This is a genomic window from Rhodoferax sp. (genome assembly GCF_025354435.1).
In the GTDB taxonomy this organism is placed as follows: Bacteria; Pseudomonadota; Gammaproteobacteria; order Burkholderiales; family Burkholderiaceae_C; genus Rhodoferax_B.
This window is the reverse complement of sequence record NZ_JANXMU010000049.1, coordinates 30,595-57,130: the sequence shown is the minus strand read 5'-3', so window position 1 is coordinate 57,130 and position 26,536 is coordinate 30,595. Positions and strand designations below refer to the sequence as shown.

At 65.4% G+C, this 26,536-nt stretch carries 26 protein-coding genes and 1 pseudogene; 9 read left to right on the top strand and 18 right to left on the bottom strand.

The window, feature by feature from the left end:
- Positions 1-690, top strand: a 690-nt coding sequence (locus Q0T48_RS13220; protein ID WP_295957076.1) for a transketolase C-terminal domain-containing protein, incomplete at its 5' end; no start/stop codon positions are given.
- 78 nt (positions 691-768) lie between these two features.
- Positions 769-1,767, top strand: coding sequence for a type I glyceraldehyde-3-phosphate dehydrogenase (gene gap, locus Q0T48_RS13215; protein ID WP_295957074.1), 999 nt, complete (start codon positions 769-771; stop codon positions 1,765-1,767).
- Between the two features lie 130 nt (positions 1,768-1,897).
- Here the strand turns inward: gap and Q0T48_RS13210 are convergent, their stop codons facing one another.
- Together Q0T48_RS13210 and Q0T48_RS13205 are read right to left on the bottom strand one after the other, a co-directional pair.
- Positions 1,898-3,430: an amino acid permease gene (locus Q0T48_RS13210; RefSeq protein WP_295957072.1), complete on the bottom strand. Its 1,533-nt coding sequence runs from the start codon at positions 3,428-3,430 to the stop codon at positions 1,898-1,900.
- Positions 3,431-3,488: 58 nt separating this feature from the next.
- Complete coding sequence (locus tag Q0T48_RS13205) at positions 3,489-4,256, bottom strand: SDR family oxidoreductase (protein ID WP_295957071.1); 768 nt, start codon at positions 4,254-4,256, stop codon at positions 3,489-3,491.
- 148 nt (positions 4,257-4,404) lie between these two features.
- Here Q0T48_RS13205 and Q0T48_RS13200 point away from each other — a divergent pair, with 148 nt between their 5' ends.
- Both Q0T48_RS13200 and Q0T48_RS13195 read left to right on the top strand, forming a co-directional pair.
- A complete protein-coding gene (locus Q0T48_RS13200; RefSeq protein ID WP_295957068.1) occupies positions 4,405-5,433 on the top strand; it encodes a helix-turn-helix domain-containing protein in 1,029 nt (342 codons plus the stop codon).
- A 228-nt stretch (positions 5,434-5,661) separates the two neighbouring features.
- Positions 5,662-6,939 (top strand): YXWGXW repeat-containing protein, encoded by a 1,278-nt coding sequence (locus Q0T48_RS13195; RefSeq protein WP_295957066.1) that lies wholly within the window; start codon positions 5,662-5,664, stop codon positions 6,937-6,939.
- 136 nt (positions 6,940-7,075) lie between these two features.
- Here the strand turns inward: Q0T48_RS13195 and Q0T48_RS13190 are convergent.
- Positions 7,076-7,684, bottom strand: a pseudogene (locus tag Q0T48_RS13190) (glutathione S-transferase family protein).
- Between the two features lie 117 nt (positions 7,685-7,801).
- Between Q0T48_RS13190 and Q0T48_RS13185 the strand changes: the two are divergent.
- Together Q0T48_RS13185 and rarD are read left to right on the top strand one after the other, a co-directional pair.
- Positions 7,802-8,251 (top strand): Lrp/AsnC family transcriptional regulator, encoded by a 450-nt coding sequence (locus Q0T48_RS13185; RefSeq protein ID WP_295957064.1) that lies wholly within the window; start codon positions 7,802-7,804, stop codon positions 8,249-8,251.
- 245 nt (positions 8,252-8,496) lie between these two features.
- Positions 8,497-9,363 (top strand): EamA family transporter RarD, encoded by an 867-nt coding sequence (gene rarD, locus Q0T48_RS13180; protein WP_295957078.1) that lies wholly within the window; start codon positions 8,497-8,499, stop codon positions 9,361-9,363.
- A 239-nt stretch (positions 9,364-9,602) separates the two neighbouring features.
- Here rarD and Q0T48_RS13175 read toward each other — a convergent pair whose 3' ends face one another.
- From Q0T48_RS13175 to Q0T48_RS13150, 6 genes are read right to left on the bottom strand one after another with little or no spacing between them, the layout of a single operon-like run.
- Positions 9,603-12,065: a glycoside hydrolase family 3 C-terminal domain-containing protein gene (locus Q0T48_RS13175; RefSeq protein ID WP_295957063.1), complete on the bottom strand. Its 2,463-nt coding sequence runs from the start codon at positions 12,063-12,065 to the stop codon at positions 9,603-9,605.
- A gap of 14 nt (positions 12,066-12,079) precedes the next feature.
- Positions 12,080-13,141: a sugar phosphate isomerase/epimerase gene (locus Q0T48_RS13170; protein ID WP_295957061.1), complete on the bottom strand. Its 1,062-nt coding sequence runs from the start codon at positions 13,139-13,141 to the stop codon at positions 12,080-12,082.
- 6 nt (positions 13,142-13,147) lie between these two features.
- Positions 13,148-13,903, bottom strand: coding sequence for a sugar phosphate isomerase/epimerase (locus tag Q0T48_RS13165; RefSeq protein ID WP_295957060.1), 756 nt, complete (start codon positions 13,901-13,903; stop codon positions 13,148-13,150).
- A gap of 16 nt (positions 13,904-13,919) precedes the next feature.
- Complete coding sequence (locus tag Q0T48_RS13160) at positions 13,920-14,606, bottom strand: hypothetical protein (protein WP_295957058.1); 687 nt, start codon at positions 14,604-14,606, stop codon at positions 13,920-13,922.
- A gap of 3 nt (positions 14,607-14,609) precedes the next feature.
- Positions 14,610-14,993, bottom strand: a complete 384-nt coding sequence (locus tag Q0T48_RS13155; protein WP_295957056.1) for a Gfo/Idh/MocA family oxidoreductase — start codon at positions 14,991-14,993, stop codon at positions 14,610-14,612.
- 19 nt (positions 14,994-15,012) lie between these two features.
- Complete coding sequence (locus Q0T48_RS13150) at positions 15,013-16,047, bottom strand: substrate-binding domain-containing protein (protein ID WP_295957054.1); 1,035 nt, start codon at positions 16,045-16,047, stop codon at positions 15,013-15,015.
- A 325-nt stretch (positions 16,048-16,372) separates the two neighbouring features.
- Here Q0T48_RS13150 and Q0T48_RS13145 point away from each other — a divergent pair, with 325 nt between their 5' ends.
- Both Q0T48_RS13145 and yjjJ read left to right on the top strand, forming a co-directional pair.
- A complete protein-coding gene (locus Q0T48_RS13145) occupies positions 16,373-16,933 on the top strand; it encodes a DUF2062 domain-containing protein (RefSeq protein ID WP_295957052.1) in 561 nt (186 codons plus the stop codon).
- Between the two features lie 87 nt (positions 16,934-17,020).
- Positions 17,021-18,325 carry a type II toxin-antitoxin system HipA family toxin YjjJ gene (gene yjjJ / locus Q0T48_RS13140; RefSeq protein WP_295957050.1) on the top strand — a complete coding sequence of 435 codons (1,305 nt, stop codon included), beginning with the start codon at positions 17,021-17,023 and terminating at the stop codon, positions 18,323-18,325.
- A gap of 42 nt (positions 18,326-18,367) precedes the next feature.
- Here yjjJ and Q0T48_RS13135 read toward each other — a convergent pair whose 3' ends face one another.
- From Q0T48_RS13135 to Q0T48_RS13095, 9 genes are all read right to left on the bottom strand, one after another.
- A complete protein-coding gene (locus tag Q0T48_RS13135; RefSeq protein WP_295957048.1) occupies positions 18,368-19,366 on the bottom strand; it encodes a GlxA family transcriptional regulator in 999 nt (332 codons plus the stop codon).
- Positions 19,367-19,400: 34 nt separating this feature from the next.
- Positions 19,401-20,183 carry a CbtA family protein gene (locus Q0T48_RS13130; RefSeq protein WP_295957046.1) on the bottom strand — a complete coding sequence of 261 codons (783 nt, stop codon included), beginning with the start codon at positions 20,181-20,183 and terminating at the stop codon, positions 19,401-19,403.
- A gap of 11 nt (positions 20,184-20,194) precedes the next feature.
- Positions 20,195-20,383, bottom strand: coding sequence for a CbtB domain-containing protein (locus tag Q0T48_RS13125; protein WP_295957044.1), 189 nt, complete (start codon positions 20,381-20,383; stop codon positions 20,195-20,197).
- Complete coding sequence (locus tag Q0T48_RS13120) at positions 20,380-20,736, bottom strand: nitrile hydratase accessory protein (RefSeq protein ID WP_295957042.1); 357 nt, start codon at positions 20,734-20,736, stop codon at positions 20,380-20,382. The genes Q0T48_RS13125 and Q0T48_RS13120 overlap by 4 nt, the downstream gene beginning before the upstream one ends.
- Before the next feature lie 9 nt (positions 20,737-20,745).
- Positions 20,746-21,372, bottom strand: a complete 627-nt coding sequence (gene nthA, locus Q0T48_RS13115) for a nitrile hydratase subunit alpha (protein WP_295957040.1) — start codon at positions 21,370-21,372, stop codon at positions 20,746-20,748.
- Positions 21,373-21,384: 12 nt separating this feature from the next.
- Entirely contained in the window at positions 21,385-22,131 is a 747-nt protein-coding gene (gene nthB, locus Q0T48_RS13110; protein WP_295957038.1) for a nitrile hydratase subunit beta, read from the bottom strand.
- A gap of 26 nt (positions 22,132-22,157) precedes the next feature.
- Positions 22,158-22,658 (bottom strand): DUF1097 domain-containing protein, encoded by a 501-nt coding sequence (locus Q0T48_RS13105; RefSeq protein WP_295957036.1) that lies wholly within the window; start codon positions 22,656-22,658, stop codon positions 22,158-22,160.
- Between the two features lie 10 nt (positions 22,659-22,668).
- Entirely contained in the window at positions 22,669-23,667 is a 999-nt protein-coding gene (locus Q0T48_RS13100) for a GTP-binding protein (RefSeq protein ID WP_295957034.1), read from the bottom strand.
- 381 nt (positions 23,668-24,048) lie between these two features.
- Positions 24,049-25,083, bottom strand: a complete 1,035-nt coding sequence (locus Q0T48_RS13095; protein WP_295957032.1) for a LacI family DNA-binding transcriptional regulator — start codon at positions 25,081-25,083, stop codon at positions 24,049-24,051.
- Positions 25,084-25,241: 158 nt separating this feature from the next.
- Here Q0T48_RS13095 and Q0T48_RS13090 point away from each other — a divergent pair, with 158 nt between their 5' ends.
- On the top strand, positions 25,242-26,534 hold the full coding sequence (locus Q0T48_RS13090) for an extracellular solute-binding protein (protein WP_295957030.1): 1,293 nt from the start codon (positions 25,242-25,244) through the stop codon (positions 26,532-26,534).
- The last annotated feature ends 2 nt before the right edge of the window (positions 26,535-26,536 follow it).

The window sequence follows — 26,536 nt, the reverse complement described above, 5'->3', positions numbered from 1 at the left end:
CGCAACGCCATCCGCATGGCCGCGCTGATGAAGCTGCGCGTGGTGCACGTGTTCACCCACGACTCCATCGGCCTGGGCGAAGACGGCCCGACCCACCAGTCGGTCGAACACGCCGCCAGCCTGCGTTTGATCCCCAACCTGGACGTGTGGCGTCCGGGCGATACCGCTGAAACCGCCGTGGCCTGGGCCGTGGCCCTGGAAAGCAAGAGCCGCCCCAGCGCCCTGCTGCTGAGCCGCCAGAACATCGCCTACGCCGCAAAGACCGACCTGGGCGAGATCAGCCGCGGTGCCTACGTGCTGTCCGAGCCCAGCGCCGTTGGCCTGAAGAAGAAGGCCCAGGCCGTCATCATCGCCACCGGCTCCGAAGTGCAACTGGCCCTGGCCGCCCAGGCCCTGCTGGCCACGCAAAAAATCGCCGTGCGCGTGGTCTCCATGCCCAGCAACAGCGTGTTTGACCGCCAGACCGAAGCCTACAAAACCGAAGTGCTGCCGGTCGGCGTGCCCCGCATCGCGGTCGAAATGGGCGTGACCGACGGCTGGTGGAAATACGGCTGCGCGGCCGTGGTTGGCCTGGACACCTACGGCGAATCCGCACCGGCTCCCGTGCTGTTCAAGCTCTTTGGCTTCACGCCCGAGAACGTGGCCGCGACGGTGCAAAAAGTGCTGGCCCCGAAAAAGAAGAAGAAGTAAAGAAGTCATCAGCCCAGCCCCAGGTATGCCTGGGGCTATCCGTGCAAGTTTCACCTTTTAACTACTGGAGATAGAGACATGACCATCAAAATTGGTATCAACGGCTTCGGCCGCATTGGCCGCATGGTGTTCCGCGCTGCGGTACAAAACTTCAACGACATCGAAATCGTCGGCATCAACGACCTGCTGGAGCCCGACTACCTGGCGTACATGCTGCAGTACGACAGCGTGCACGGCCGCTTCAAGGGCGAGGTGTCGGTGGACAACGGCGTGCTCATCGTCAACGGCAAGAAAATCCGCCTGACGCAAGAGCGCGACCCGGCCAACCTGAAATGGGCCGACGTGGGTGCCGACATCGTGGTCGAATCCACCGGCCTGTTCCTGACCAAAGAAACCGCCCAGAAGCACATCGACGCAGGCGCCAAAAAGGTCATCCTGTCGGCACCCTCCAAGGACGACACCCCCATGTTCGTCTATGGCGTGAACGACAAGACCTACGCCGGCCAGGCCATCATCTCCAACGCCTCATGCACCACCAACTGCCTGGCCCCCCTGGCCAAGGTGATCAACGACAAGTTCGGCATCAAGCGCGGCCTGATGACCACCGTGCACGCGGCCACCGCCACGCAAAAAACCGTGGACGGCACGTCGAACAAAGACTGGCGCGGCGGCCGTGGCATTCTGGAAAACATCATCCCCTCCAGCACCGGTGCCGCCAAGGCCGTGGGCGTGGTGATTCCTGAACTGAACAAAAAGCTCACCGGCATGGCCTTCCGCGTGCCCACCAGCGACGTGTCGGTGGTCGACTTGACCGTGGAGCTGAACACCTCGGCCACCATCGCTGAAATCAACGCCGAGTTGAAGGCCCAGTCCGAAGGCGCCATGAAGGGCGTGCTGGGCTACACCGAAGACAAGGTCGTTGCCACCGACTTCCGTGGCGACAGCCGCACCTCCATCTACGACGCTGATGCCTCCATCGCCCTGGACGGCACCTTCGTCAAGCTGGTGAGCTGGTACGACAACGAATGGGGTTACTCCAACAAAGTGTTGGAAATGGCCCGCGTGATGGCCAAGTAAACAGCACTTGCTGCGACCCAAAAACGCGCCCTCGGGCGCGTTTTTTTATGTTTCAAGTCTTTTAGGGCTCTAGCGCAGGTACCACCTACGCTAGTAGCTATTTTTTATGTAGCAAACAGAGTTGCGGCGCTCAGCCCTTTTGCGCCATCAACTCGGCCTCGATCTCGCCCATGTGCGCCTGGCGTTCGGCAATACGCTGGCCGATCGGTGGGCCAGCGAAGCGCTTGTTCACGCCAAAGGCGAACCAGATCACCAGCAGCACCGCCAACAGGGCCACGGTGACGTAGGCCACTTTTTCATTCGGTGCCTGCATGCCCACGTAGGCCAGCACCAGTGCACCCACCACGCCCAGCACCGCGAACGGCTTGGACCAGGCGCCCAGGTTGAACGGGCCTTTTTTGGTCCAGCCCTTGCCTTCGGACAACAGGCCTGCGGCAATCGGCATGGCGTAGGAGATGAACAAAAACACCGCGCTGCCGGCGCTCAGCACGGTAAACGCGTCACCATACAGCGTGATGGAAATCGCCAGGATGGCAGTGACCCAGATGGCCGCGCCCGGAGTACGCTGTACGTGGTGCACCTGCTTGAGCCAGTGCGAACCAGGCAGGCCACCATCGCGGGCAAAGGCGTACATCATGCGTGAGCAAGACGTGACCGCCGCCAGGCCACAAACGAAGTTGATAAAAAACATCAGCACCTCGATGGTGACCCGCAAGGCGGTGGGAATGGGGGCCAGGATGGCTTCAAAAAAGCCGGTGCCCATCTTCATGCCTGCCGTCAAATCGGGCATCACCAGCACAAAGCTGCACACCATCACGTAGCCAAACAATACCGACCACAGCACCGAATTGATGATGCCCTTGGGCACGTTCTTGGCGGCATCGTGGGTTTCTTCGGCGGTGTGGGCCGAAGCATCAAAACCGGTGATGGTGTAGGCCGTCAGCAGCAGGCCCGACAAAAAAGCCATCACCAGCGTTTGCTGTGGCCAGGCACCACCGTCCACGCCGGTGAAGTTGGTGAAGGTGTAGAGGCGGCTGAAGTCCAGCGGCTGGGGCGCATAGGCGATCAGCGACACCACCAGCACCACCGTGACCACAAAGATCAGGTAGCCCGACAGGTCGGTGATGCGGCTGGTGAGCCAGGCAAAGCGGTGGTTCAACAGCGCTTGCAGACCGGTGATCACGGCCAAAAACAAGGTCTGGTGCATCCAACCCAAAGACTCAGGTGCCACGCCAAACAGCGGGGCGATCAGGGTCTTGAAGAACGGGTCGTAGGTGCCGAAGTTGATGGCCGCCACCACAAACACCAGGCCCAGCAGGTTGAACCAGGCGGTCAGCCAGCCCCAGATCTTGCCGCCCAGGATAGAGCTCCAGTGGTACAAGCCGCCCGCGGTGGGGTAGGCCGAGGCGATCTGCGCCATCGACGCAGCCACGATCATCGCGAACAAGCCTCCCAGCGGCCAGCCCAGCCCGATGGACGCGCCACCCGCCGCCGACAGGCCCATCTGGAAGGACGTAATGCCGCCCGACAAGATGCAGATCAACGAGAACGACACCGCAAAGTTGGAAAAGCGCCCCATGCGGCGCGACAGCTCCTGGGCATAGCCCATCTCGTGCAAAAGTTTGACATCCGCGTCCATGGCGGGGGGAGAGATTGCGCTCATAAACAAACCTTTCGGTGAATGGTGTGAAGAAGTGGTGTGGAAAAAAGTGGCGTGAAAACTAGGCGGCGGTAAAGCAGTTGTCGACAAACAGGTGTGCGCCGTTGACGAAGCTGGCGTCGTCGCTGGCCAGGAACAGGGCAGCCTTGGCCACTTCTTCGGGCTGGCAGAGTCGCCCTTGCTGCACCGCCAGCGCCTCTACCGTGCCCTCGAACCCATGCTGGGCCAGGGCCGCGATTTCGCGCTGGCCGTGCGGTGTGTCGATGAAGCCGGGGCACACCGCGTTGCAGCGAATGCCCCGGTCGCGGTACTCCACCGCCACGGCGCGCGCCAACATGGCGCAGGCACCCTTGGTCATGCAGTACAGCACCTCCAAGGGCGTGGCGGCCACGGACGAGATGGAGGCGGTGCAGACAATGCTGCCCTTGCCTGCGGCCAGCATTTGCGGCAGCACGGCGCGGGTCACCATGAACATGCTTTTCACGTTGATGTCCATCAGCCGGTCGTAGTCCTCGTCGGTGGTGTCCAGAAACGGCTTCACGATGATGGTGCCCGCATGGTTGAACAGCACAGAGACGGTGCCAAAGCGGGCATTGGCCCCGGCCAGCGCGTGTTCGATCTGCGCCCGGTCGGACACATCGGCTTGGAAGAACGCGGCCTCGCCCCCGGCTTGCACGATCTCGGCCACCACCGTCTCAGCGGCGGCCACGTTGATATCGAAAATCGCCACCCGCGCGCCCTCGGCGGCGAAGAGTTTGGATGCCGCGCCGCCTGCGCCAGTGGCACCGCCAGAGATGATGGCCGTCTTGCCTGCGAGTCTGCCTGCCATGGAAATGCTCCTGTGTGGAATGGAATCGAAAGTGCTGGTTCGCCCCAGTCTAAAAATTCCACCGTAATGGCACTATCCCGAATTGGCAAAAGACTTGCTTAATTTTTACGGTCCAGTTCCGGATGTCGGGACGCGATCGGAGTCCCCCATGCAGCCCGCCACCGCCCTCCCACACTTCCACGTCTTCCATTGCAGCGACAGCGACGAGCAGGCGGCGGTGCTGCGCGCCTGGAACCAGTCGTACTGCCAGCTCTCGGCCGGGGCCTTCGCGGGCAGCGTCACCGAGATCGACACCGGCGCGGTGCACATCGTGGTCGAGCGGCTAAACCGTGCCGTGCTGCAACGCGGTGCATTGCCGCCCCATTGCGTGGCGGTGGGCGTGCCGCTGCAACTGGAAGGCCATTCGCTGCTGTGCGGGCAGCGCAGCCACCTCAACGGCCTGCATGTTTTTTCCGGTGTCGACGGCTTCGAGTTCCGCTCGCCCGAGCAGCATGTGGTGGTGGATATCGAGTTCTATCCGGCGCGCTTTGCCAACCCGGCGCTGCGCGAAGCCCTGGCCCGCATCGCCCAGGCACTGGGCCCGCGCGCCACCGTGCTGGACCTGCCCGGCGAACGCATGGACGCGCTGCGCCAAATGCTGCGCGCCATGCTGGATGCCGTGGGCCATGCGCCCGATGTGCTGGACAACCCGGCAGTTTGCGAAGCCTTCGAGAAGTCGCTGGTCTACGGCCTGCTGGACCTGCTGGAAGCCGAGCCACTGCGCGCTGCGGCCCCGCCGCCCAGCACCAACCGCAACTGGCGGCTGGTGCAAACCGCCCGCTCGCATATCGAACAGGCCTCCCGGGACGGCCCTTTGTCGGTGGCTGAACTGGTGGCCGTGCTGGGCGTCAGCCGCCGCTGCCTGCAGTACGCGTTCCAGGATGCGTTGGGCGTGAACCCTGCTTCATACCTGCGCACCGAGCGGCTGAACCGCGTGCGCCGGGTGTTGCGGGTATGGGGCGATGCGGATTCAGTGACCGAGGCCGCCACCCGTTTCGGCTTCTGGCACTTTGGCCATTTCGCCAGCGACTACCGCGCACTGTTTGGTGAACTGCCGTCGGACACCTTCCGGCTGGGGCGTGGCCTGGCGGCACCGGCCAGGCCGCCGCAGCCGCCCAGCACCGGCTGGCGGGGCTAGGCTTTACAAAAAATGACCTGGGCGGGGTGATAGGCCCAATGGGAGCCCTGCACACTGGCCACCCATTGGGCCGACCGCCGCCGCCATCCCGCACGGCAGGCCACCATGGCCCGTATCCGCAAAACGCAGCACCTGGCCCAGGTCAACGGCACGGACCGCACTGGCGTTGGCACCGGTAAGCGCAGGGTTCTTTCAACCTCTGGCGGGTCGTTTTTACCGAAGGAATCCATGTCTCCCTCTTTTTCTCGCACCCTGGTCTGGCCGCTGGGCACCGTGGCGGCCCTGTGTGTATCGGGCTGTATCGTGGCACCGCCACCCCCTCCCCCGGTGCACATCGTGCAACGCGCACCCGCCGTCTACGTGGCCCCTATGCAATATGCCGTGGCCGCGCCGGTGGTCAGCGTGTTTGTGGAGCCACCCCTGGTGCAGCCCGCGCCGATTCTGGTGCCCTGGGCCCCGCCACCGATGCTGGTAGAGGCACCACCGCCCATGCCGTTCAACGAGGCGGTGTGGGTCGGGGGCTACTGGGTTTGGGAAGGCAACTGGGTCTGGGCCGCCGGGCATTGGGCACCGGTGCCGCAGCCGGGCTACCACTGGGTCAACCCGTATTACGAGCACCGCAACGACGCGGTGGTCTTCATCACTGGCCACTGGAACGCGCCGGGCCAGGTGTTTGTGGCACCGGCCATTGGCATCAGCCTGGGCCTGATGGCGGTGGCCATAGGCGTGCTGCACGGCCCGCCGCCGATGGGGCCGCAAGGCGTGTTTGTGCCGCCGCCGCCCGGGTCGCGCCCCGGCATCATCATTCCCGCCCCGGTGGGCACGCCGCCCGCCGTGGTGGTCAGCGCGCCGCCGGTAGTCAACGTGGGCATGCACATCCAGAACAACACCACGGTCAACAACAACCGCACCACCAATATCACCAACATCACGAACGTGACCATCGTGGCCCCGGCGGGTGCCACCGCCTCGGGCCGGGCGTTTGAGTCGGCGGTACCCGCGCAAGCGCACCTGGCCGCCGCCCTGCCGCCGGTAGTGCACATGCAGGCCCCGGTGCCGGTGTCCAACAAGCCGATTCCATCGTTCACCCCCACCCGCGCACCCGTGGCGCTGCCACCACCCCAGACCGTGCATGCCGTCGCGCCGCCTGCACCCGCCCCCATGCAGGCCCCCATGGCACGCCCGGCACTGGCCGCACCCCTGCCGGTACTGCAAGCCGTACCGCCACCGCCCCAGGTGCAACCGGTACGCCCGCGGGCACCGGTCGCGGCACCACCAGAGCCGCCCGCCGCCAAAGAGCATGCCCACGAGCCCCCGCGCCCCGAGGCGGCACGCCCTGTGCCACCCGCCGCCGCGAATGGCAATGCGAACGCCAACGCAGAACATGCCGCCCGCGAAAAAGAAAAGGCCGAGGCCGAAAAAGCCATCCACCCCCACGAACCCGCCCATGGCGAGCACAAGCCGGAGAAGGACAAAGAAGGGGAACCCAAAAAGATCATCGAGTAAAGGCCTGCTGGCGCAGAGCACCCGCGCCAGACTGCTTACGATTTTTGCTATTTAATCAATAGCTACTAGCGTAGGTTATATATGCGCTATAGGCCTTTTTTACCCTTATTTTTGGCCAATACGCCCTGCGGCCCTTTCAAGCCGCTGGTGTTGCCACAAATGCCGGTAGCCGTTCGGCCTGCGCGGCAAAGCCCACCAGGGTGGGGTGCGCGGCGGCATCCACGGCTCCGGGCAACAGCATTTAGGTAAAGCCCCAGGCCACGGCGGTGGTGATGCCCGCCTGGGTCAGCGCGTCAGCCCGCAGTGGCGCGCGGGCCAGCTCGGTTTCCAGCGCGGCGTAGGCGGCGGCCAGTTGGCCGTGCACCCGGTCCAGCCAAGGCGCGTGCTGCTTTTCTGGCGGGCGCAGGTTGCGTTCGTAAACGATCTGCACCGTCTTCTCGCAGGCCGCCAGGGCCAGGCCCAGCAGCTGCAGATCGCGGCGGCGCGCGGCAGGCGCACGCGGCACCAGGCTGCGCTCGGGCGGGGCCAGGCTCTCGGCGTAGTCCAGGATCAGCGTGGAATCCATCAGGCACACGCCGTCATCGCAGACCAGGGTGGGGGCCTTCACCACCGGGTTGGTCTGCTGGAACTGGGCAAAGCTGCTGAAGACCGAGACGGGGCGGTGCGCAAACGGCAGACCCAGTAGCCGCAGCGAAATGGCGACGCGGCGCACATACGGGGAGTCGAGCATTCCAACGAGTTGCATGGCTTGGTGGTAGGAGGTGGAGAGGGCTTTACGATAGCGCTCCACGCGGCGGTTGTGCACCGCCGCGCATTCGAAAACACCCCCGCAAACCAATGACCCATCGGTTTATCTGACCCCATGCAACTCGATAAAAAAGACCTGCTGATTCTGCAAGCCCTGCAAACCGATGCGCGGCAAAGCCTGGCCGCTATCGGCAAGCGCATCGGCCTGTCGCAACCGGCGATGAGCGAGCGCGTGCGCAAGCTGGAAGAAGCCGGTGTCATCGAAGGCTACAGCGCCCGGGTGAACCTGCGCGCGCTGGGCGTGGGCCTGCAGGCCATCATCCGCATCCAGACCACGCACCGGGGCATCCAGCCCTACGTCGAACTGTTCCAGCAAATGCCCGAGGTGCTGCAGGCCGACCGCGTGACCGGCGAAGACTGCTTCATCGTGCGCTGCGCCATCGCCCAACCCGAAGACCTGCAGCGCGTGGTGGACGCGCTGGCGGTGCACGGCGCGGTGACCACGTCCCTGGTGCTGTCCAGCCCGGTGCACAAATTTGTGACGGTGCACAGCACACCCGCCTGATCGCTATTTAATCCATAGCTAACAGCACAGGTAACATCTACGCTACAGCCCCTTTTTATCTAAAAACCCAAATACCACACCCCCCGCGAAGGCAAGAACGCACACTTCCAGAGATACCGAGGAACCGGCTTTGCCGGGCCTCTGGTATCGCCCCCTGCATGTCGCATCGGTTTTGGCAAACCGATGCGAGGGGGGTTGGCGAAAGATGCGTAGCGCTGCAGCTTGGGGGTATGCCAAAACCCCACATGAACCTCGGCATCGTCTACGCCACCCTCGCCTACGCGGCCTGGGGCCTGTTTCCTCTGTACTTCCACCAGCTCGCGGGCATTCCGGCGCTGGAGGTGGTGGTGCACCGCACGGTGTGGTCGCTGGTGTTCGTGCTGGGTGTGCTGCTGGTGCGCAGGCACTGGGGGTGGATGCGCGATGTAGTGCGCCAGCCCCGGGTGCTGGGTGCGTTTGCGCTGTCGGCCCTGCTGCTGTCGGGCAACTGGCTGACCTATGTTTGGGCCGTACAAAACCAGCACGTGGTGGATGCCAGCCTGGGTTATTTCATCCTGCCGCTGATCAACGTGGCCATGGGCTATGTATTTCTGCACGAACGCCCGCGCCCCGGCCAATGGCTGGCGGTGGCCGTAGCCGCTGCGGGTGTGCTGTGGCAGACCGTGCAAACCGGCCGCCTGCCCTGGATTGCGCTGGTTCTGGCCCTGAGCTTTGGCTTTTACGGCCTGCTGCGCAAGGTGGCCAGCCTGGGCGCGCTGGAGGGCCTGGCGCTGGAAACCATCCTGCTCGCCCCGCTGGGCCTGGGCGCGCTGGCCTGGTGGAGCTGGCAAGGCCAGGGCGTACTGGTGCAGGGCGATGCCCCGTCCATCGCCTGGCTGCTGCTGGCCGGGCCGCTGACCGCCATCCCCCTGCTGCTGTTCGCCGCCGGTGCGCGGCGTATTCCGCTGGCCACCCTGGGCATCCTGCAATACATCTCGCCCACCCTGCAGTTCGCCCTGGGCGTGTGGATCTTCCACGAGCCGTTCCAGATGGCCCGGCTGGCGGGCTTTGGGCTGATCTGGGCGGCGCTGGGGGTGTACAGCGTGGAGGGGTGGCTGGCGGGGCGGAAGTAGGGTTGGCTGGGAGCTCTGTGTAGGGAGTTTTGGGTAAAAATGGCCTCTGTCGCATATGGAATATACGCAAGCAGCTATGAAAAACAGAGCATTTACTGTGAAGCCCATTGCAGCCTACCCCGTCGCAGGCTCGACGGGTCTAGCCCAGAGAGGTCAGAGCACGCATGCGGTTTGGCAGTGCGCTGCAAACCACGTTTCAGCGCGCATGGATGATCTGACCCCACTGGGCTACCGTCCGCTCAATCTGCTTGCACCGCTTGCACCCAATCCCCGCTCAACGTCACCTCCGTCGAAGCAATCCGCACATCCACCGAGGTGCCCACATGCACCTGGTAGCCCCCCGCCTCCGCCACCCAAGCCGCACGCGCCACGCCATAGAACGCGAAGGCGCGCATGCCCAGCCGGAACCGCGCCGTACCGGTCTCGCCTGCGGCCAGAGTCAGCTTGGCGAAGCCTTTCAGCTCTTGCGCCGGGCGCGGCTGGCTGGCGCTGGAGTCGCTGACATAAAGCTGCACGACAGTCTGCCCGGCACGGCTGCCGGTGTTCTGCACGTCCATTTCCACCAGCAGCTCGCCGCCGGGCTGTAGCACGGTGCTGGCCAAGCGCAGCGCACCATAGCTAAATTGCGTGTACGACAGGCCATGGCCAAAAGGGAACAGCGGGGTGATATTTTTCTGCTGGTAGTGCCGGTAGCCGATGAAGATGCCCTCGTCGTACACCACATGGCCATCCACGCCGGGGTAGTGCCGGGGGTTGCCAAAACCTACAGTGTCTTGCAGCTGCACCGGCCAGGTTTGCGGCAGGCGGCCACCGGGTTCGGCCGTGCCCAGCAGCACGTCGGCGATGGCGTTGCCGCACTCCTGGCCGGGGTACCAGGCTTGCAGCACGGCAGGTACGTCGGCCAACCAGGGCAGGGCCACGGGCGAGCCGGTTTGCAACACCACCACGGTGCGCGGGTTGGCGGCCACCACGCGGGCGATCAGGGCGTTCTGGCTGTGCGGCAGGGTGATGCCGCTGCGGTCCAGGCCCTCGTTGTCCCACTCGGCGTTGAGCCCTGCAAACACCACGGCCACGTCCGCTTGGGCGGCGGCAGCCACGGCGGCGGCGATGTCGGCCTCGCCCAGCACGCGGTACGCGCCGAAGCGCAGGGCGTGGATGGGGGTGGATTCGGGTGTGCCGGTGCTGAACTCAACCACCACCTCGCAGACCTCGCCCTGGGCCAGGGTGCGGCTGTGGCGCACCTCGTTGCAGCCGAAGGTGAAGTAGGTGTCGCCCCGGCTCCAGCCGCTCCAGGCATCCACCGCCAGGTCGCCATTGATGTACGCCCGGCTCAGGCCTGCGCTGACCAGCGAGAACTGGTGCTCGCCCGCCTCGGCGGCCACAAAGCGCAGCGTGGCGCGGGCCGAGAAGGCATCGGCCGTGACGGCTGCGTCCACGGTGTCGATCCAGAGCTGCTCGGTGTTGTGCACGGTCTGGCGGCAAACCACCGGGCCGCTGAAGTCCAGGCTGTTGAAAAACTCCAGCTGCATGGGCGTGTTCAGCACCGGCACATAGCGGTGGATGTCGGCCCCGGGGTGGTGGGTGAATGTGGTCCCCGGGCACTGCGCCTGCAGGGCCGCCAGCGGGGCGATGCGGTAGTGCGCGTTGACGGTGGCGCTGCCGCCGCCCATGGCCTGGGGTGTGACGGCAGCAATACCGATCAACGCTACGGTGTGGCCCGCTTTAGGAGCCAGTGGCAACAGCCCGTCGTTCTTCAGCAGCACCACGCCTTCGGAGCCCAGGCGGCGGATCAGCGCGCGGTGGGCAGGCAGGTCGTCGGCACGTTCAGCGGGGATGCCGGGGTTGTCGAAGGCACCCACGCGCTCGATGAGTTGCAGCACACGGCGGGCGCAGGCGCGCACGGCATCGGCAGGCAGCAGGCCATCCTTCACGGCCTGCACCAGCTTGGCACCGCGCTCCGCCGCCGGGCCGGGCATTTCCAGGTCGCACCCGGCCAGCACGCCTTCTACGGTGCTGTGCAGGCCCATCCAGTCGGACATGACCAGGCCGGTAAAGCCCCATTCATCGCGCAGCACCTGTTGCAGCATGCGCTGGTGGTCGGCGGCGTAAATGCCGTCCAGGCGGTTGTAGCCGGTCATCACGGCCATCACACCGGCTTCCTTGACCGCCCGCTCAAAGGGCAGCAGGTACAGCTCGCGCAGAGCCCGCTCGGGGATGTCGGAGCTCATGCTCATGCGCTGGTATTCGCTGTCGTTGCCCACAAAGTGCTTGATGGTGGCGGCCACGCCGGTGCTTTGCACGCCGCGCACATAGGCCACACCCAGCTCGGAGCTGAGCCAGGGGTCTTCGGAGTGGCATTCGAAGTTGCGGCCATTGAGCACCGTGCGGTGCAGGTTGACGGTGGGGGCCAGCAGCACGCTGGCCCCCTTCAACTTGGCCTCGGCGCCCAGGGCCGCGCCGGTCTGCTCGATCAGCGCCGGGTTCCAGGTGGAGGCCAGGGCGATGCCGACAGGGAAGCAGGCTGTTGTGGGGCCGTCTTTGAAAACCCCGCCGCGTGCGCCGTTGGGGCCGTCGGTCACCTTGATGGCGGGCACGCCCAGGCGCGGCACGGGCACGGTGGTCCAGAAGTCGGCCCCTGCGAGCAGGCCCACCTGCTCCTCCAGCGTCATCTGGTCGAGCAGGGATTCGATGTTCGGTGTCATGGTGTCTCTTTCTTTTATTCCAGGCCCAACATGCGGCGATTCGCGGCGGCATCGGTGCCGCTGGCGGCGAAGTCATCGAACGCCCGCTCGGCCACGCGGATCAGGTGGTCCTGGATGAAGGGCGCGCCCTCGGCTGCGCCTTGCTCGGGGTGCTTGATGCAGCATTCCCACTCCAGCACCGCCCAGCCGCGGTAGCCGTACTGGGTGAGCTTGCTGAAGATGGCGCGAAAGTCCACCTGGCCATCGCCCAGCGAGCGGAAACGCCCGGCGCGGTCTTGCCATTTCTGGAAGCCACCGTACACCCCTGTGCGGCCATTCGGGCGGAACTCGGCATCCTTGACGTGGAAGGCCTTGATGCGGTCGTGGTACAGGTCGATGTAGGCCAGGTAGTCCAGCTGCTGCAGCACAAAGTGGCTGGGGTCATACAGCAGGCAGGCGCGCAGGTGCTGGTGCACCCGGTCCAGAAACATCTCATAGCTGGCGCCGTCGCACAGGTCTTCGCCGGGGTGCACCTCGTAGCACACGTCTACGCCCGCAGCATCGAACGTGTCCAGGATGGGCAGCCAGCGCTTGGCGAGTTCGTCGAACGCGGCCTCCACCAGCCCCGCCGGGCGCTGCGGCCAGGGGTAGAGGTAGGGCCAGGCCAGCGCACCGCTGAAGGTGGCGTGCGACTTCAAACCCAGCCGCTGCGAGGCCTGGGCCGCCAACTTCAATTGCGCGATGGCACAGGCCGTGCGCTCGGCCGGTTTGCCACGCACTGCCTCGGGGGCAAAGCCGTCCATCGGCAAGTCGTAGGCCGGGTGCACCGCCACCAGTTGGCCTTGCAGATGGGTGGACAGCTCGGTGATGACCAGGCCGTGCTCGGCCAGTTGGCCGGTGACTTCGTCGCAGTAGGTTTGGCTCTCGGCGGCGCGGGCCAGGTTGAACAAGCGGGCATCCCAGCTGGGGATTTGCACGCCCTTGTAGCCTAGCCCCGCCGCCCAGCGGGCGATATTGGGCAGGGTGTTGAAAGGGGCGGTGTCGCCTGCAAACTGGGCCAGAAAGATGGCCGGGCCTTGGATACTGTTGTGTGTCATATCAGCCTAGGTGTTGGAGAGATGTTGGGTGAGAAATGCATGGCTGTTGCGCAGCGTGCTGGCGAAATCGACCGGGTGGTCGTGCTCGAACACCACCAAGTTGGTACGGGTTTTGAGCTGTGCCAGCAGCGCCACCCAAGGCACGATGCCCTGACCCAGCGTGGTCCAGCCGTCCTCCTCCAGCGCCATGCGCGGCGGGGCGATGTCTTTGGCGTGCACCGCGACCAGGCGGTCGGCAAACTTGTCCAGCCACACCTGCGGGTCGGCCCCGGCGCGGCTGACCCAGCCCAGGTCGGCCTCCCAGCCCAGTTGCGCGGGCGTAGCGGCCGAGAAGATCCATTCCAGCGCCGTGCGGCCCTCGTAGGGCAAGAACTCGAAATCGTGGTTGTGGTACGCCAGTTGCACACCGTGCGCACGCAGTGCATCGCCTAGCGCGGCCAGCCGCTGGCCCAGGGCCACAAAGCCCGCCGCGGTGGGCGAGCGCTCCCCCATGGGCAGCCAGGGCATGACCACCAGCGGGCAGCCTGTCAGGCGGCAGGCTTCGATGACCGTGGCGATGTCGGTCTCCAGCAGCGCCAGCGCGGCGTGCATGGACGACACCTGCAGCCCGTGCGCGGCCACCTTGTCGGCAAAAGCCTGCGGCGTGAGGCCGTGGGTGGCCACAGTTTCCACCCAGGTGAAGCCGCAACTGCGCGCCAGGGCCAGTTGCACATCGAGGTCGCCCGCCTCGCGCAGGGAATAGATTTGTACCGAGATTTTCATCGTGCTTCCTTGGGGGTCAAAACAGTTTGTGCGTTAGCGGCGCGGGGCGCTCGCAGGTGGTGGTGGTGCGCTGCGGCTTGCCGGTGCGGGCGGCATCCAGGGCGCGCTCCATCACCTCCAGCACGTGCAGGGCCAGGGCTTCGCTGCAGCGGTGCGGGCGGTCGGCGGCGATGGCCTGGGCCATGTCGATCAGGCCGATGCCGCGGGCGTTGGTGGTGTAGGGGCGCTTGTCTTGGCTACGCGTCCAGTCGTCCAGCTGGCGGGCGAACTTCACCGGGCCGCCAAACTGGTTCGGGTCGTGGCCCAGGATGCTGCCGTCTTCGCCGTAGAGTTCGATGGGTGCGTGGCTGTGCTTCCACACGTCGAAGCTGCAGGTCAGCACCACCTCGGCTCCGCTGGCAAAGCTCAAATTGCTGACGATGTGGGTGGGGGTGTCTACCGCGATCTTCTGGCCCTTGCGCTCGCCCAGCGGCACGGTGCGTGTGGTGTGCGCCGTGTGGGCGGTGCCGCGCACGCTGGCCACCGGGCCGAGGTGGTTCACCAGGTGCGTCAGGTAGTACACGCCCATGTCGAACATCGGGCCCGCACCGGGCTGGTAGAAGAAGGCCGGGTTCGGGTGCCAATGGTCCGGCCCGTGGCCCATGAACTGCGCCGTACCAAAACGGATGGCCCCCACCGTGCCCGCGTCCACCAAGGCCCGCACGGTTTACGCACCCGCGCCCAAAAAGGTGTCCGGGGCGCAGCCGATGCGCAGCTTTTTGCGCTTGGCCAGGGCTACCAGTTCCTTGCCTTGCGCAAAGGTAGCAGCCAACGGCTTTTCGGTGAAGAAGTGCTTGCCCGCGTTGAGCACCTGCAGGCCGGTGGTGTGGTGGGCCTGGGGCGGCGTGAGGTTGAGCACGATGCTGGCATCGCTGGCCAGAAGCTGCTCTACGGTCATGAACGGCAGGCCGAATTCTTCGGCACGTTTTTGCGCTGCCGCAGGCACCGCGTCGGCCACGCCAACGATGCGAAACAGGCGGCTGCGCTTGAGCGTCCGCAGGTAGGCCGGGAAGATGTTGCCGGCACCGATGATGCCGAGGGCGATAGCCATGGAACGGGTCTCCTTCTTTTTATTTGACAAATGAACTGGAAAAATGGGGGCCGGGGCCCACCGATTCGCGCCACACCACCAGGGGGGCAAAGTCGCGCTGCACCTCCAGCTCCAGCCCGTAGCAGAGGTTAAGCAGGTGGCGGCAGCTTTGCGCGCCCAGCTCGGCGATGGGCATGTGCACGGTGGTCAGCGGCGGGGCGGTGTAGGTGGCCACATCGGTGTCGTCGTAGCCGATCACCGACACGTCCTGCGGCACTTTCAGCCCAGCCTGGGTGAAGCGCGAAATCGCGGCCATGGCCATCACGTCGTTGGCGCAAAACACGGCGGTGAAGCTGCGGTCCTTGCGCTTGAGCAGGCGGGTGGCGGCGGCGTGGCCGCTGGCAAAGGTGAAGCCGCCGTCCATGCGGTGGGCGGATTTCACTTCAATGTCGTGCTGCGCCAGCGCCGCGTAAAAGCCCTGCATGCGCTGCGCGTTGTCGGGTGCGTCCAGCGCGCCCTGGATGGTGGCAATGGCGCGGTGGCCTTGCGACAGCAGTGCCCGCGCCGCCAACCGCCCGCCGAGTTCGTGGTCGGCATAGAACGCGCGCTCGCCCAGCACCGGGCTCTGGCGGTTCAGCAGCACCACGCGCGGAAAGCGGGCCTGCAGCGCCTGCAGATCGGCCTCCAGCAGGTGGTTGCTGAACACCAGAATGCCGTCACATTCGCGCTGCACCAAAAACTCCACGCCCTCCAGCGCCTGCTGGCGTGCGTCGCCCTGGCCGCAGCCGCTGGCCACCACCATGTGGCGGCCCACGGCGCGCAGCTCGGCATCGATGGCGTTGAGGATGCGCGAGATGAAGGAGCCGCCGAATTCGGGCACGTACACGCCCACCATCCCCAAGGTTTTGAGCGACAGCGCCCGCGCCACGTTGGACGGCCGAAAGTCCAGCGCCTGCACCGCCGCCTGCACCTTGGCCACCGCATCGGCCGACACCGCGCCCTTGCCCGACATGGCCCGAGACGCAGTGCCCACGCCCACGCCCGCCAGCTTTGCAACATCTTTAATCGTCGCCATCTGTCCTGCATTCCATGGTAAATTGATGTGTATGGAACCGGTTCCACAATGGATGCGAAATTTACCACCGACCACGGGGGGCCGTGCACTGCGGGAAACCCTAGTGGGCCCAGTTTTTAGGCCGCAGCCCGCGCTGGGCTCGGCACGGGAAACTTCGTTCAGGTGGGGCAAGAACATTTCGTAAATTCCGAAATATCGGTACCTTGTAAAAGTGTTTTTTGCGAATGGTTTAGTTTTTAAAATCACGCCTATTTGCCCGCAGGTTATGGCCCGGCAACACCGCGCGGTCGGACCGCCCCCTTCCTACCTGGAGCCCCCCACACAGATGCTCAGCTACTCCCAAAAACTACGCCACTGGCTGCGCGGCCTGGAACCCAAAGTGCTGGCCCATTTGCACGGCCCCTTGCTGGAGCGGGCCAAACCCTGGCTGGACCGGCACGACGTGTTCGACTTCAACCGCCGTCCGCTGGCGTTGGGTGTGGCGATCGGAATGTTTTGCGGCCTGATCCCCGGGCCGCTCCAGGTGCCGTCCACCTTTGTGCTGTGCGCCTGGCTGCGCGGCAACGCGATTGCGGGCGCGCTGGCCACCTGCTACACCAATCCGCTGACCATCGTGCCGCTGTACCTGCTGGCCTTCCAGCTCGGGCAGTGGGTGCTGCCCGGCACCTACGCCTTGCCGCCGCTACCCAGCATGGGAGCCGACTGGTTGCAGGGCATGGTGGACTGGGCGCAGGCCATGGGCTGGCCGCTGCTGGTCGGCCTGCCGCTGATGGGCGCAGGCTTCGCCGCCATCGCCTATGCCACCCTGCAGGCCCTGTGGCTGACCCCGGCCATCCGACGCGCCTGGCAGCTGGCCTTGCGGGCACGTCGGCGCAGACAGATTTAATCTAAAGTATCTATTCATGGAATAAGCTAACTTACTGAATATATTGTAAATATTTTATAATTTATCTATTCAACTATAGATAGTTTCATGGCTGCTCTCACCCCCCAAATCCTGCAAGCGCTGCGCCAGCGCGGCGGCGTGGTGTCGGCAGCCGAGCTGCAAGCCGCCCTGGGCGTGAGCCAGCCCACGGTGTCGCGGGCGCTGGCGCCGCTGCTGCAGTCCGGCCAGGTGCACAAGGTGGGCGCGGCGCGTTCGCAGCGCTACGTGCTGCCGCGCACGGTGCGCGGCGTGGGCAGCAGCATTCCGGTGGTGCGGATTGATGCCCAGGGCCAGCCCAGCCCGTTTGCGCGCCTCACGCCGCTGGCCAGCGGTGCCGTGTGGGTGGACGAGGCCGACGGCCTGAGCAAGCGCTTCGACGGCCTGCCCTGGTTTCTGGACGACATGCGCCCCCAGGGCTTCATGGGCCGCACCTTTGCCCACGCCCATCCCGAACTGCAGCTGCTGCCCGACCCGCGCTTCTGGAGCGACGACGACGTGCTGCGCGCCCTGGCCCTGTGCGGCGACGACCTGCCCGGCAACCTGGTGGTGGGCGAGGCCGCGTTCCAGCGTTTCCACACCCTGCCCGAGCGTGCCAGCCGCGCTGCCTCGCCCGCCGACTACCCCGCCCTGGCCGAGCAGGCCATGCAGGGCACGCTGTCGGGCTCGTCGGCCGGCGGCGAGCAGCCCAAGTTCTGCACCAACGCCGCCGGTCGCCACGTGATCGTCAAGTTCTCGCCCGCAGGCGATGCCCCCACCGACCAGCGCACCCGCGACCTGCTGGTCTGCGAGCATCTGGCGCTGGAAACGCTGGCCCAGGCCGGCGTGCCCGCCGCCAAGACGCAGATCTTTACCGGCGCAGGCCGGGTGTTTCTGGAAGCCGAGCGCTTCGACCGCACCGCCCATGGCCGCGTGGGCATGGTCTCGCTGATGGTCTACGACGCGGAATACGTAGGCGCCATGGACAACTGGGCCGCCACCGCCGAGCGCATGCAGGCCCGCGGCCTGCTGACCCCCGCCGACGCGCAGCACCTGCGCTTTCTGGAAGCCTTTGGCGTGCTCATCGCCAACACCGACCGGCACTACGGCAACATCTCGCTGCTGCTGGAAGACGACGACTGGGCCCTCTCGCCCACCTACGACATGTTGCCCATGCTCTACGCCCCGGTAGGCGGCGAGCTGGTACCGCGGGACTTCGCTGCAGGGCGGTTGCAGCCCACCACGGCGACGCTGCCGGAGTGGGAGCGGGCTAAACAGCTGGCAGCCGTGTTCTGGGCCGCGGCAGCAGGTGATGCCCGCATCTCGGACGGGTTCCGGGCGATTGCGGCAGGAAATTTAAAGAAAATCGGGGTCTAGCGCAGACTACGCCTGCACTAGCAGCTATATTTTAAATAGCATTTATGCCCCCTTGGCAACGGCTTGCTTGCCGGGGTCGGCAGAGCGAAAACGCTGCCGGTAGTCCAGCGGGCCAATGTCCAGGCGACGGCTGAACAGGCGGCGCAGGCTTTCGCTGTTGTCAAAGCCACAGCGGCTGGCGATGTCCTTGATGGGCAGGTCGGTGGTTTCCAGGTAGCGCCGCGCTGCATCGATGCGTGCATCGTTCAAAAACGAAATCAAGGTCGCACCGCTACCCTTGCTGAAGACGCGCGACAGGTTGCGGGCGCTCATGTGGAAGTGCTGGGCCAGGGACTCCACCGTGTGGCCCAGGTGCAGCTTGCCGAGGATGAAGGCCTGGATGGCCGCCACCTCGGTGTCCACATCGGCCTGCATCTCCAGCAGCGGGCTGAACTGCGACTGCCCGCCTGCACGGCGCAGGTAGACGATCAGGTACTTGGCCACGTCCAGCGCCATCTTCTTGCCGAAGTCTTCCTCGATCAGCAGCAGCGACAGGTCGATCCCGGCGGTCACGCCCGCGGTGGTGTACAGCCCGCCGTCCTTGATGTAGATACGGTCGGGCTCGATGCGGGCGCTGGGGAACATGCTGGCCATGCGGGCCACGTCCATCCAGTGGGTGCTGACGGTTTTGTCCTTCAGCAGCCCCGCGGCCCCCAGCGCAAAGCCGCCGTTGCACACCGCGCCCAGGCGGCGGCAGGAGCGGCTTTGCTGGGCCAGCCAGTCCAGCACCGTGCTGTCTTCCAGCACATCAAACACCCCCAGACCGCCGGGTACCAGCACGGTGTCGAACTGCGGGCAGGGATCGAAGATGGTGCGGTCCGGGTTGATGGTGATGCCGCTGGACGACTTGATCGGCCCGCGGGTGGTGCCGATGGTCAGCATCTCGTATTCGCACTCCCCCTGGCTGAGCACCTTCACTTCGCCAAAAGCATCCGCCGGACCCGACAGATCGAGCAGCTGGAAGCGCGGGAACAGCATCACCGCCACCGATATCTTGCGCATGGGTCGCCTCCGGAAACGTGTCAGTTGCCAAACATCATGCCGCAGGGGCTGCGGACGAATGGCCTGCAAGCAAGGGCTGGACCCAGCGGCCAAACACAGCGGCCCCCAGCAGCCCCAGGCCGGCCCAAAACGACAGCGACATCCAGGTGGTGGCCCAAAAGAACTGGGCTTCCAGCAGCGCCATCTGCGCGCGGGCGGCCCCACTGAACCCGACCAGGGCATCGCCGCCGTGCTGCGGCGCGCCGACGATGAACGGCAGTGCCAGCAGCAGGCCTGCCACCGGCCAGCGCCAGACCTGCGACCCGGCGGCCACCGTGGTGCAAGCCAGGCCCGCGCAAACCACCGCCAGCAGCCACCAGCCCTGGCGCGCACCGAGGGCGGCCGCTTCCATGCCGGGCACTTCGGCGGGCAAGCCCAGCGATGGCCACAGGTGCAGGCTCAACCACCCCGCCGCGGCTACGGCCAGCGCCAAGCGCAGGCTACCGGTACGGCTGCCACGCCGGTAGGCCCACAGCCCCATCACCGCCAGCAGCAACAAAGCCATGCTGAAAGCGTGCAGCACATTGGCGACCCAGGTCCAGGCATTGCGCTCCAGGCCGTCGGACGGCTCCCAGGCTTCGGCACCGTGCGCATGCTCATGCGCAGCCGCCTCGGCGTGTGCATGGGCAGGCACCGGGGCGGGCTCGGACTTCTGGCCTTCAAACACCTCGGCGGCCAGAAGGATGGGCAGGGTCTGGAACTGCTGCAATCCCGATTGCAAACTGCCCACCAGCACGGCCACGCCCAGGGCGCACCAGATCAAACGTTGGAAAAGCATGCCCATCTCCTTCAGTGGCAGGGTTTGACGGTGATGTGGCGCACGTCGTGCGCGGCGTTGTGCAGCACCGGGCTGTCGGCAAAGGCCACGCCGTACAGCAGCGCCAGGCCAAGCCCGGCGGCGGCGGCCAAGGGAGGCAGGACGCTGGCGGCGGTGGGGCCGACCCAGGGGCGGGCGGGGGACAGAACGGGGGTAGTCATACGGTGCTCCTGGCATCAAGGGTGGAAGGGGTGGGAAAGCTGTGGGCGATTTCGGCGGCGCTCACCACCGCGTGCTGCTGCAGCACCTGGGTCAGGGCCAGCAGAAAGCGTTCGTAGTAGTCCCAGGGGGGCTGGTCGGCGCAGTCCATGGTTTCCCAGGCACCGATGGACTGGATCAGGTGCTTGCGGAAATCTTCCCATTCGAAATGGCCTTCTTTCGACACGGCCAGCGTCAGGCCGAACAGGGTGCGCTGCCAGTCCTGGCTGAAATGCAGCTTGCCCTGGCTGCGCGGTGGCGAATCGGCGTGGCCCAGCATCTGGGCGGCGGCAAATTCTTCAAAGCGGGTGAACATGGCAGGGCTTCAGTGCGTGGCGGGCGCGGCCACCAGGGCCACACCCATCATGGCTTCGGGGGTGACCAGCGCGGCCAATTCGGCTTCGCTCAAATGCTCGGTCCCGGCGGGGCGCTCGGGCAGCACAAACCAGCGGATCTGCGCGCTGCTGTCCCACACCTTGACCTCGGTGGCATCGGCCACCGGCACGCCAAATTCGCGCAGCACGGCACGCGACTCGCGCACACCGCGGGCACGGAACACCGGGTCTTTGTACCAGTAGGGCGGCAGGCCCAGCACCGGCCAGGGGTAGCAAGAGCACAGCGTGCAGATCACCAGGTTGTGCACGCCTGGGCTGTTGGCCACGGCAGCCATGTGCTCGCCTTCGGCACCGTCCATGCCCTGGGCCATGTTCAGCTCGGCAATCGCCTTGGGCGTGTCGGCAATCAGCCGCTGCTGGTAGGCTGGGTCCATCCAGGCACGGGCCACAATGCGGGCGCCGTTGAAAGGCCCGGCCACGCTTTCAAAGTGCTGCAGCACCGCGTCGACCGAGTCGCTGCCGATCACGCCTTTCTGGATCAGCAAGGCCTCCAGAGCCCGCACTTTGGCGGCGCTGGTGGCTTCGCGCTCGCTGTCGTATTGGAATAAGTCGCTCATGGGTGTCACCTTTCAGATGCTGGGGGTTTGCAGATAGACCTCGAAGAGGTCGGCATAGATGGTGGTGTGGGGTTCGCTGAAACGGGCACCCCAGATGTCGGCGGCCTCAAAGGCCACGCGGTACACCGGCATCGCGCCCTCCAGGCCGTCGGGCCCGGTGGAGACGAAGTACTCAAAGGCACCCGGGTACACCTCGCTGACCGTGCCCTGCTTGTTGCGCAAATAGCCCGGCAGCCGCGTGTGGTCGGCGGCCAGCGGGTCGGCCACGGTGACGTTTTGCCCGGTGCTGAATTTCGGCGGGTGCGGCAGGGGCCGCAGGCCCGAGTCGCCGCGCAGCAGGTAGTCGACGATCTGGTCCTTGATGGCGGTGTTGGGCTGGTCGGGCAGCGGCGCGGCAGGCTGGGCACGGTAGTGTGCGGTCTGCGCGGCCAGCTCGTCGGCGCTGATATAGCCCTTGTCGACAAAGAACTGGCTGATGCCCATCAGCCACTTTTCGTAATAGCGGTACTTGAAGTATTCGAAGGGCTGCATGCCCTCTGCACCGGTGCGCAGCGAGGCCCAGGTCCAGTGGTCTTTGAAGGCCGTGGGCAGGCTGGCCACCGGGTACTGCGGCAGGGCATCGGCCAGGTGCGTGCTCTCGGCCATCATCACGGTGTGGATGCCGAAGATGCGCTTTTCCCAGTCCTGCACAAAGACCTTGGGTTCGACGCTGACCGGGCCCAGGTTTTCCAGGCCGCCGAGGGAATGTTGGAGTTTCATCGTGGTTCCAGTGGTGGGTAAGAAATTCAGGCCAGGCCCAGGCGCTTTGCAGTCAGCGCCTCGCCCAGCAGCTCGGAGAGGTAACCAAACAGGCCACCCACTACCAGGGCGGTGGCCGCCACCAGCGCCGGGTTGTCCAGCCCCAGCGTGGTGATGGGTTTGCCGGTGGCCACCGTGGTGCCGACGGTGGACGCAAAGCCCCAGACCACGGCAGGCAAGATGGCCAGCAACGTGGCCTTGGAGGCCTGCACCATGGCCGCGCTGCCAATGCCCACGCATACCGCTGCCGCCAGCGGCGAGCCGCTGCTGAAGGCAATCGCCAGCAAGGTCAGCGCGCTGATGGCCAGGCCGCTGAGATTCGAGGCCATGCTTTGCACCAGCCCTTTGCTGCCGCCGCCAACCACAAAGAACGAGGCCCAGGCGATGAAGGTGACCCACACCGGCACGGGCAGCGCGGTGGCCGTCAGGTAGGTATCGGCAACGGCCAGCAGGCCGATGCTGACGGTATAGGCTTCTTTGGATTGCATGGTTTTCCTTTCAGTGGTGGGCGAGGGTGGGAACAGGGAGAGAGAACAGACAGGCGAGAAAACTTTGCCGCAGCGCGGCGGCATCCAGATTGCGGCCAATGAACACCAGCGTGCTCTGGCGTGGCCGGTTGGCAGGCCAGCGGCGGCCGGGCTGCGAGTCCAGCAGCATGTGCACGCCGTGGAAGAAGAATTCACGCGCCTCGCCGTGCAGCGACAGCACGCCCTTGGTGCGCAGCAGTTGCGCGCCCTGGGCCTGCACCAGCTGGTTGATCCAGCGGTTGAAGCGCTGCGGGTCCAGCGAGCCCTCGGCCACCAGGCACAGCGACTGGATGGACAGGTCGTGTGTGTGGTCGTGCTCGCCGCCGTCCAGCAGGTCGGGTTCGATGGCCAGCACGTTGCTCAGGGCAAAGCGCTGGGTGCCCAGCAAGGCGCTGGCCGCCAGCTGCGAATGGTTGGTGTGCAGTACGACGGCCGCCGGGTTCAGCCGCTGGATTTCGCGCTCCACGCGCTGCAGGCTGGCGGCATCGACCAGCGCGGTTTTGTTCAGCACCACCACGTCGGCAAAGGCGATCTGTTCGCGCACGATTTCGTCGTGGATGTGCCAGTGCACATGGCCCGCGTCGACCACGGTGATGACCGATTCCAGCGCCACCTTTTGCAGCATTTCCGGGTCGGCCAGAAAGGTCTGCAGCACCGGTGCCGGGTCGGCCAGGCCCGAGGTTTCAATAATGAGCCGGTCGATATGGCGCGGGCTGCGTTGCAGCATGTCGTGCACCGCCAGCGCCAGGTCTTTGCGCACGGTGCAGCAGACGCAGCCGTTGTTGATCTCGATCACCGGGTTGTCGTCGGCCAGGATCAGCTGGCCGTCAATGCCGACCTCGCCAAACTCGTTGACGATGACACCGATAGTTTCAAAGCTGCGCTGCGCCAGCAACTGGTTGACCAAGGTGGTTTTACCGGCACCGAGAAAGCCGGAAATCAGCGTGACGGGAATGCGTGCAAGTGGCATGGGACTCCTGGGGCAAAGCGGTGCCGGGAATGTCCGGAACCTGTACCGCTACTGCTTGCCAGTAATGGACCCACGCCGGGGCCTTGGCCGAAATAGGGGCGAAGTTGTCGCAACAAGCCCTGTGCATTGGCCTAAATCGGCGGTGTCACCACAATCGGCCAGATGGGCGGCGGCGGCATGCGTGGATGGGCCCCAGCCGATGCCTCGCGGTGGTGCAAAACACCGCAGCCCAGAACCCTTTTTTGTGCAATCCCGTCAGCGGATGCGTCCACGCCCACTGCAATATATAAGCCAAATCGAGCTCTTGCGCTTATTCCACCTTCACAAGTAACTATTTTTTCAATAGCAAATACGCCTCCAGCCGCGCAAGCAGGAGATTGCTTACTTCTTCGGCGCTTTGGCCGCCCGCTTGCAGGCCGCAGTCGATGCGCGCACCACCAGCTCGGTCGGCAGGCTGACCTGCTGCGTCGCCACATCCAGCCCGGCAATCAGGGCCAGCAGGGTGTTGGCAGCGGCACGGCCCATTTCGGCGATGGGTTGGCGCACGGTGGTCAGGCCGGGGTGGACCAGCGAGGCGGCTTCCAGGTCGTCAAAGCCCACCACCGAGATGTCTTGCGGCACCCGCAGCCCGGCAGTTTGCAGCACCGACATGGCGCCAAAGGCGCTGAGGTCATTGGCGGCAAACAGGGCCGTGGGGCGCACGGGTAGCGCCAGCAACTGCTGGGCGGCTGCACGGCCACTACCCAGCGAATAGTCCCCCGGCAGCACCAACGCCGCGTCGCGCTCCAGCCCGAGGATGGCGACCGCATCGTCGTAGGCGCGGTGCCGATCGCGGGCCGAATTCATGCGTTCGTCGCCGGTGATGAAGGCAATGCGCCGGTGGCCCAGTTCGGCCAGGTGCTGCATGGCGCTGCGCGCGCCGCCGTAACTGTCGGCGGCGATAGATGGAAATTCGGCGTGCTCGGTGTGTTGGTCGATGGTCACCACCGGTAGCTGGGCCGCACTCAAGGATTCCACAAAACCAAACTGGTAGGGCAGGATGGCAATCACGCCGTCGGTGAACTGCTGCAGCAACTGCAGCACGTTGTCGTTGGGCCGCTGGGCGCGGTCCAGCAGCGAGTAGATCAGCACCTCGTTGCCTGCCGCTGCCACGGCCTGCACCGCGCCAGAGACCAGCGAACTGGTGAAGGCATTGCCCAGGTCCGAGGCCAGCAAGCCAATCACCCGGCTGCGCCCGCCGGAGAGCTTTTGCGCGCTGCGGTTGGCCACGTAGCCCATGTTCTGGGCCAGCTTGAGGATGGCGTCGCGGGTGCTGCGCGAGACACCGGGCTGGTCGTTCATCGCGCGGGAGGCCGTCATGGTGGACACCCCCGCGGCGGTGGCGATCTCGGCCAGGGTCGGTGTGGTTTTGAGCATGGAGGGCAGGGGCGGGCGTGTAGCGGGAGGGCGAAGGATGGACCGATTATCAACCGCGCAATCCTAGGGTTTAGCCTGATTTTGTATTTTTAACGTTAGCGTTAACGTTACGGCTCTCAACACAAGAACCATCCCCCTTTCCAACGAGGAGACACACCATGCAATCCGCCAAGATGTTGAAGTTACTGAAAATGCCGCTCGCCGCCTGCGGCCTGGCCTGGGCCGCATGGGCCGCGCCGGTCCATGCCCAGGGCACCGAGACCCTGACCGAGTGGGACATCCAGACCCAGCCGGTACCGTCCAAGATCTTGGCGGAGGCCCAGGCCCGCTTTGAAAAAGCCAACCCGCAGGTGAAGGTGGTGCGCTCGGCCATCCTGAACGACCCGTACAAAACCAAGATCAAGATCGCCTTTGGTGCCAACGAGCCGCCCTGCGTGTTCTCCAGCTGGGGCGGTGGCCCGCTGCGCGAGTACGTGCGCGCCGGGCAGGTGACCGACCTGTCGCCCTACCTGGCCAAGGACGAGGCTTTCCGCGAGCGCTTCGTGGCCTCGTCGTTCGACACCGCCAAGACCGATGGCAAAACCTATGGCGTACCGGCCGAGAACACCTCGCTGTCCGTCATCTACTACAACACCGAGCTGTTTGCCAAGCTCAAGCTGCAGCCGCCCAAGACCTGGCCCGAGCTGCTGCAGACGGTGGAGACCTTGAAGGCCAACGGCGTGGCCCCGTTTGCGCTGGCCAACAAGTCCAAATGGCCCGGTTCAATGTTCTACATGTACCTGGTAGACCGGATTGGCGGTGCCGAGGTGTTCCGCAAAGCGGCCGACCGCGCACCTGGCGGCAGCTTTGCCGATCCGGCTTTCGTCGAAGCAGGCAAGCGGCTGCAGGAGCTGGTGAAGGCCGGAGCTTTTGCCCAGGGCTTCAACGGGCTGGACTACGACATCGGCAGCTCGCGCCGCCTGCTGTATTCGGGCAAAGCCGCCATGACGCTGATGGGCAGCTGGGAGGGCACAACCATCAAGAACGAGAACCCCGAGTTCTCCAAAAAGCTGGACTTCTTCGCCTTCCCCAGCCTGCCCGGCGGCAAGAGCGCCACCGGCGTGGTGGGCACCGTGGGCGACAACTTCTACAGCATCTCCAAGGCCTGCAAGCAGCCCGACCTGGCCTTCAACCTGATCAAGGCCATGGTGGATGACACCTCGGTGCAAGCGCGCCTGGCGGACAACCGCATCGTGCCGATCAAGGGCCTGAAGGTCACCGAGCCCAACCAGCAGCGGCTGATGGCCATGCTGGCCGATTCCAAGAGCGTACAGCTCTGGTACGACCAGGACCTGCCGCCCAAGCTGGGCGAACTGCACAAGGACCTGGTGCAGTCGCTGTTCGCGCTGTCCATCACCCCCGAGGAAGCGGCCCAGAAAATGGAAACCGCCGCCAAGGCCGAGCTGCACTAACC

Coding starts and splice junctions, on each gene's coding strand:
- gap (WP_295957074.1), top strand. CDS start 769: ATGACCATCAAAATTGGTATCAACGGCTTCGGCCGCATTGGCCGCATG.
- Q0T48_RS13210 (WP_295957072.1), bottom strand. CDS start 3,430: ATGAGCGCAATCTCTCCCCCCGCCATGGACGCGGATGTCAAACTTTTG.
- Q0T48_RS13205 (WP_295957071.1), bottom strand. CDS start 4,256: ATGGCAGGCAGACTCGCAGGCAAGACGGCCATCATCTCTGGCGGTGCC.
- Q0T48_RS13200 (WP_295957068.1), top strand. CDS start 4,405: ATGCAGCCCGCCACCGCCCTCCCACACTTCCACGTCTTCCATTGCAGC.
- Q0T48_RS13195 (WP_295957066.1), top strand. CDS start 5,662: ATGTCTCCCTCTTTTTCTCGCACCCTGGTCTGGCCGCTGGGCACCGTG.
- Q0T48_RS13185 (WP_295957064.1), top strand. CDS start 7,802: ATGCAACTCGATAAAAAAGACCTGCTGATTCTGCAAGCCCTGCAAACC.
- rarD (WP_295957078.1), top strand. CDS start 8,497: ATGAACCTCGGCATCGTCTACGCCACCCTCGCCTACGCGGCCTGGGGC.
- Q0T48_RS13175 (WP_295957063.1), bottom strand. CDS start 12,065: ATGACACCGAACATCGAATCCCTGCTCGACCAGATGACGCTGGAGGAG.
- Q0T48_RS13170 (WP_295957061.1), bottom strand. CDS start 13,141: ATGACACACAACAGTATCCAAGGCCCGGCCATCTTTCTGGCCCAGTTT.
- Q0T48_RS13165 (WP_295957060.1), bottom strand. CDS start 13,903: ATGAAAATCTCGGTACAAATCTATTCCCTGCGCGAGGCGGGCGACCTC.
- Q0T48_RS13155 (WP_295957056.1), bottom strand. CDS start 14,993: ATGGCTATCGCCCTCGGCATCATCGGTGCCGGCAACATCTTCCCGGCC.
- Q0T48_RS13150 (WP_295957054.1), bottom strand. CDS start 16,047: ATGGCGACGATTAAAGATGTTGCAAAGCTGGCGGGCGTGGGCGTGGGC.
- Q0T48_RS13145 (WP_295957052.1), top strand. CDS start 16,373: ATGCTCAGCTACTCCCAAAAACTACGCCACTGGCTGCGCGGCCTGGAA.
- yjjJ (WP_295957050.1), top strand. CDS start 17,021: ATGGCTGCTCTCACCCCCCAAATCCTGCAAGCGCTGCGCCAGCGCGGC.
- Q0T48_RS13135 (WP_295957048.1), bottom strand. CDS start 19,366: ATGCGCAAGATATCGGTGGCGGTGATGCTGTTCCCGCGCTTCCAGCTG.
- Q0T48_RS13130 (WP_295957046.1), bottom strand. CDS start 20,183: ATGCTTTTCCAACGTTTGATCTGGTGCGCCCTGGGCGTGGCCGTGCTG.
- Q0T48_RS13125 (WP_295957044.1), bottom strand. CDS start 20,383: ATGACTACCCCCGTTCTGTCCCCCGCCCGCCCCTGGGTCGGCCCCACC.
- Q0T48_RS13120 (WP_295957042.1), bottom strand. CDS start 20,736: ATGTTCACCCGCTTTGAAGAATTTGCCGCCGCCCAGATGCTGGGCCAC.
- nthA (WP_295957040.1), bottom strand. CDS start 21,372: ATGAGCGACTTATTCCAATACGACAGCGAGCGCGAAGCCACCAGCGCC.
- nthB (WP_295957038.1), bottom strand. CDS start 22,131: ATGAAACTCCAACATTCCCTCGGCGGCCTGGAAAACCTGGGCCCGGTC.
- Q0T48_RS13105 (WP_295957036.1), bottom strand. CDS start 22,658: ATGCAATCCAAAGAAGCCTATACCGTCAGCATCGGCCTGCTGGCCGTT.
- Q0T48_RS13100 (WP_295957034.1), bottom strand. CDS start 23,667: ATGCCACTTGCACGCATTCCCGTCACGCTGATTTCCGGCTTTCTCGGT.
- Q0T48_RS13095 (WP_295957032.1), bottom strand. CDS start 25,083: ATGCTCAAAACCACACCGACCCTGGCCGAGATCGCCACCGCCGCGGGG.
- Q0T48_RS13090 (WP_295957030.1), top strand. CDS start 25,242: ATGCAATCCGCCAAGATGTTGAAGTTACTGAAAATGCCGCTCGCCGCC.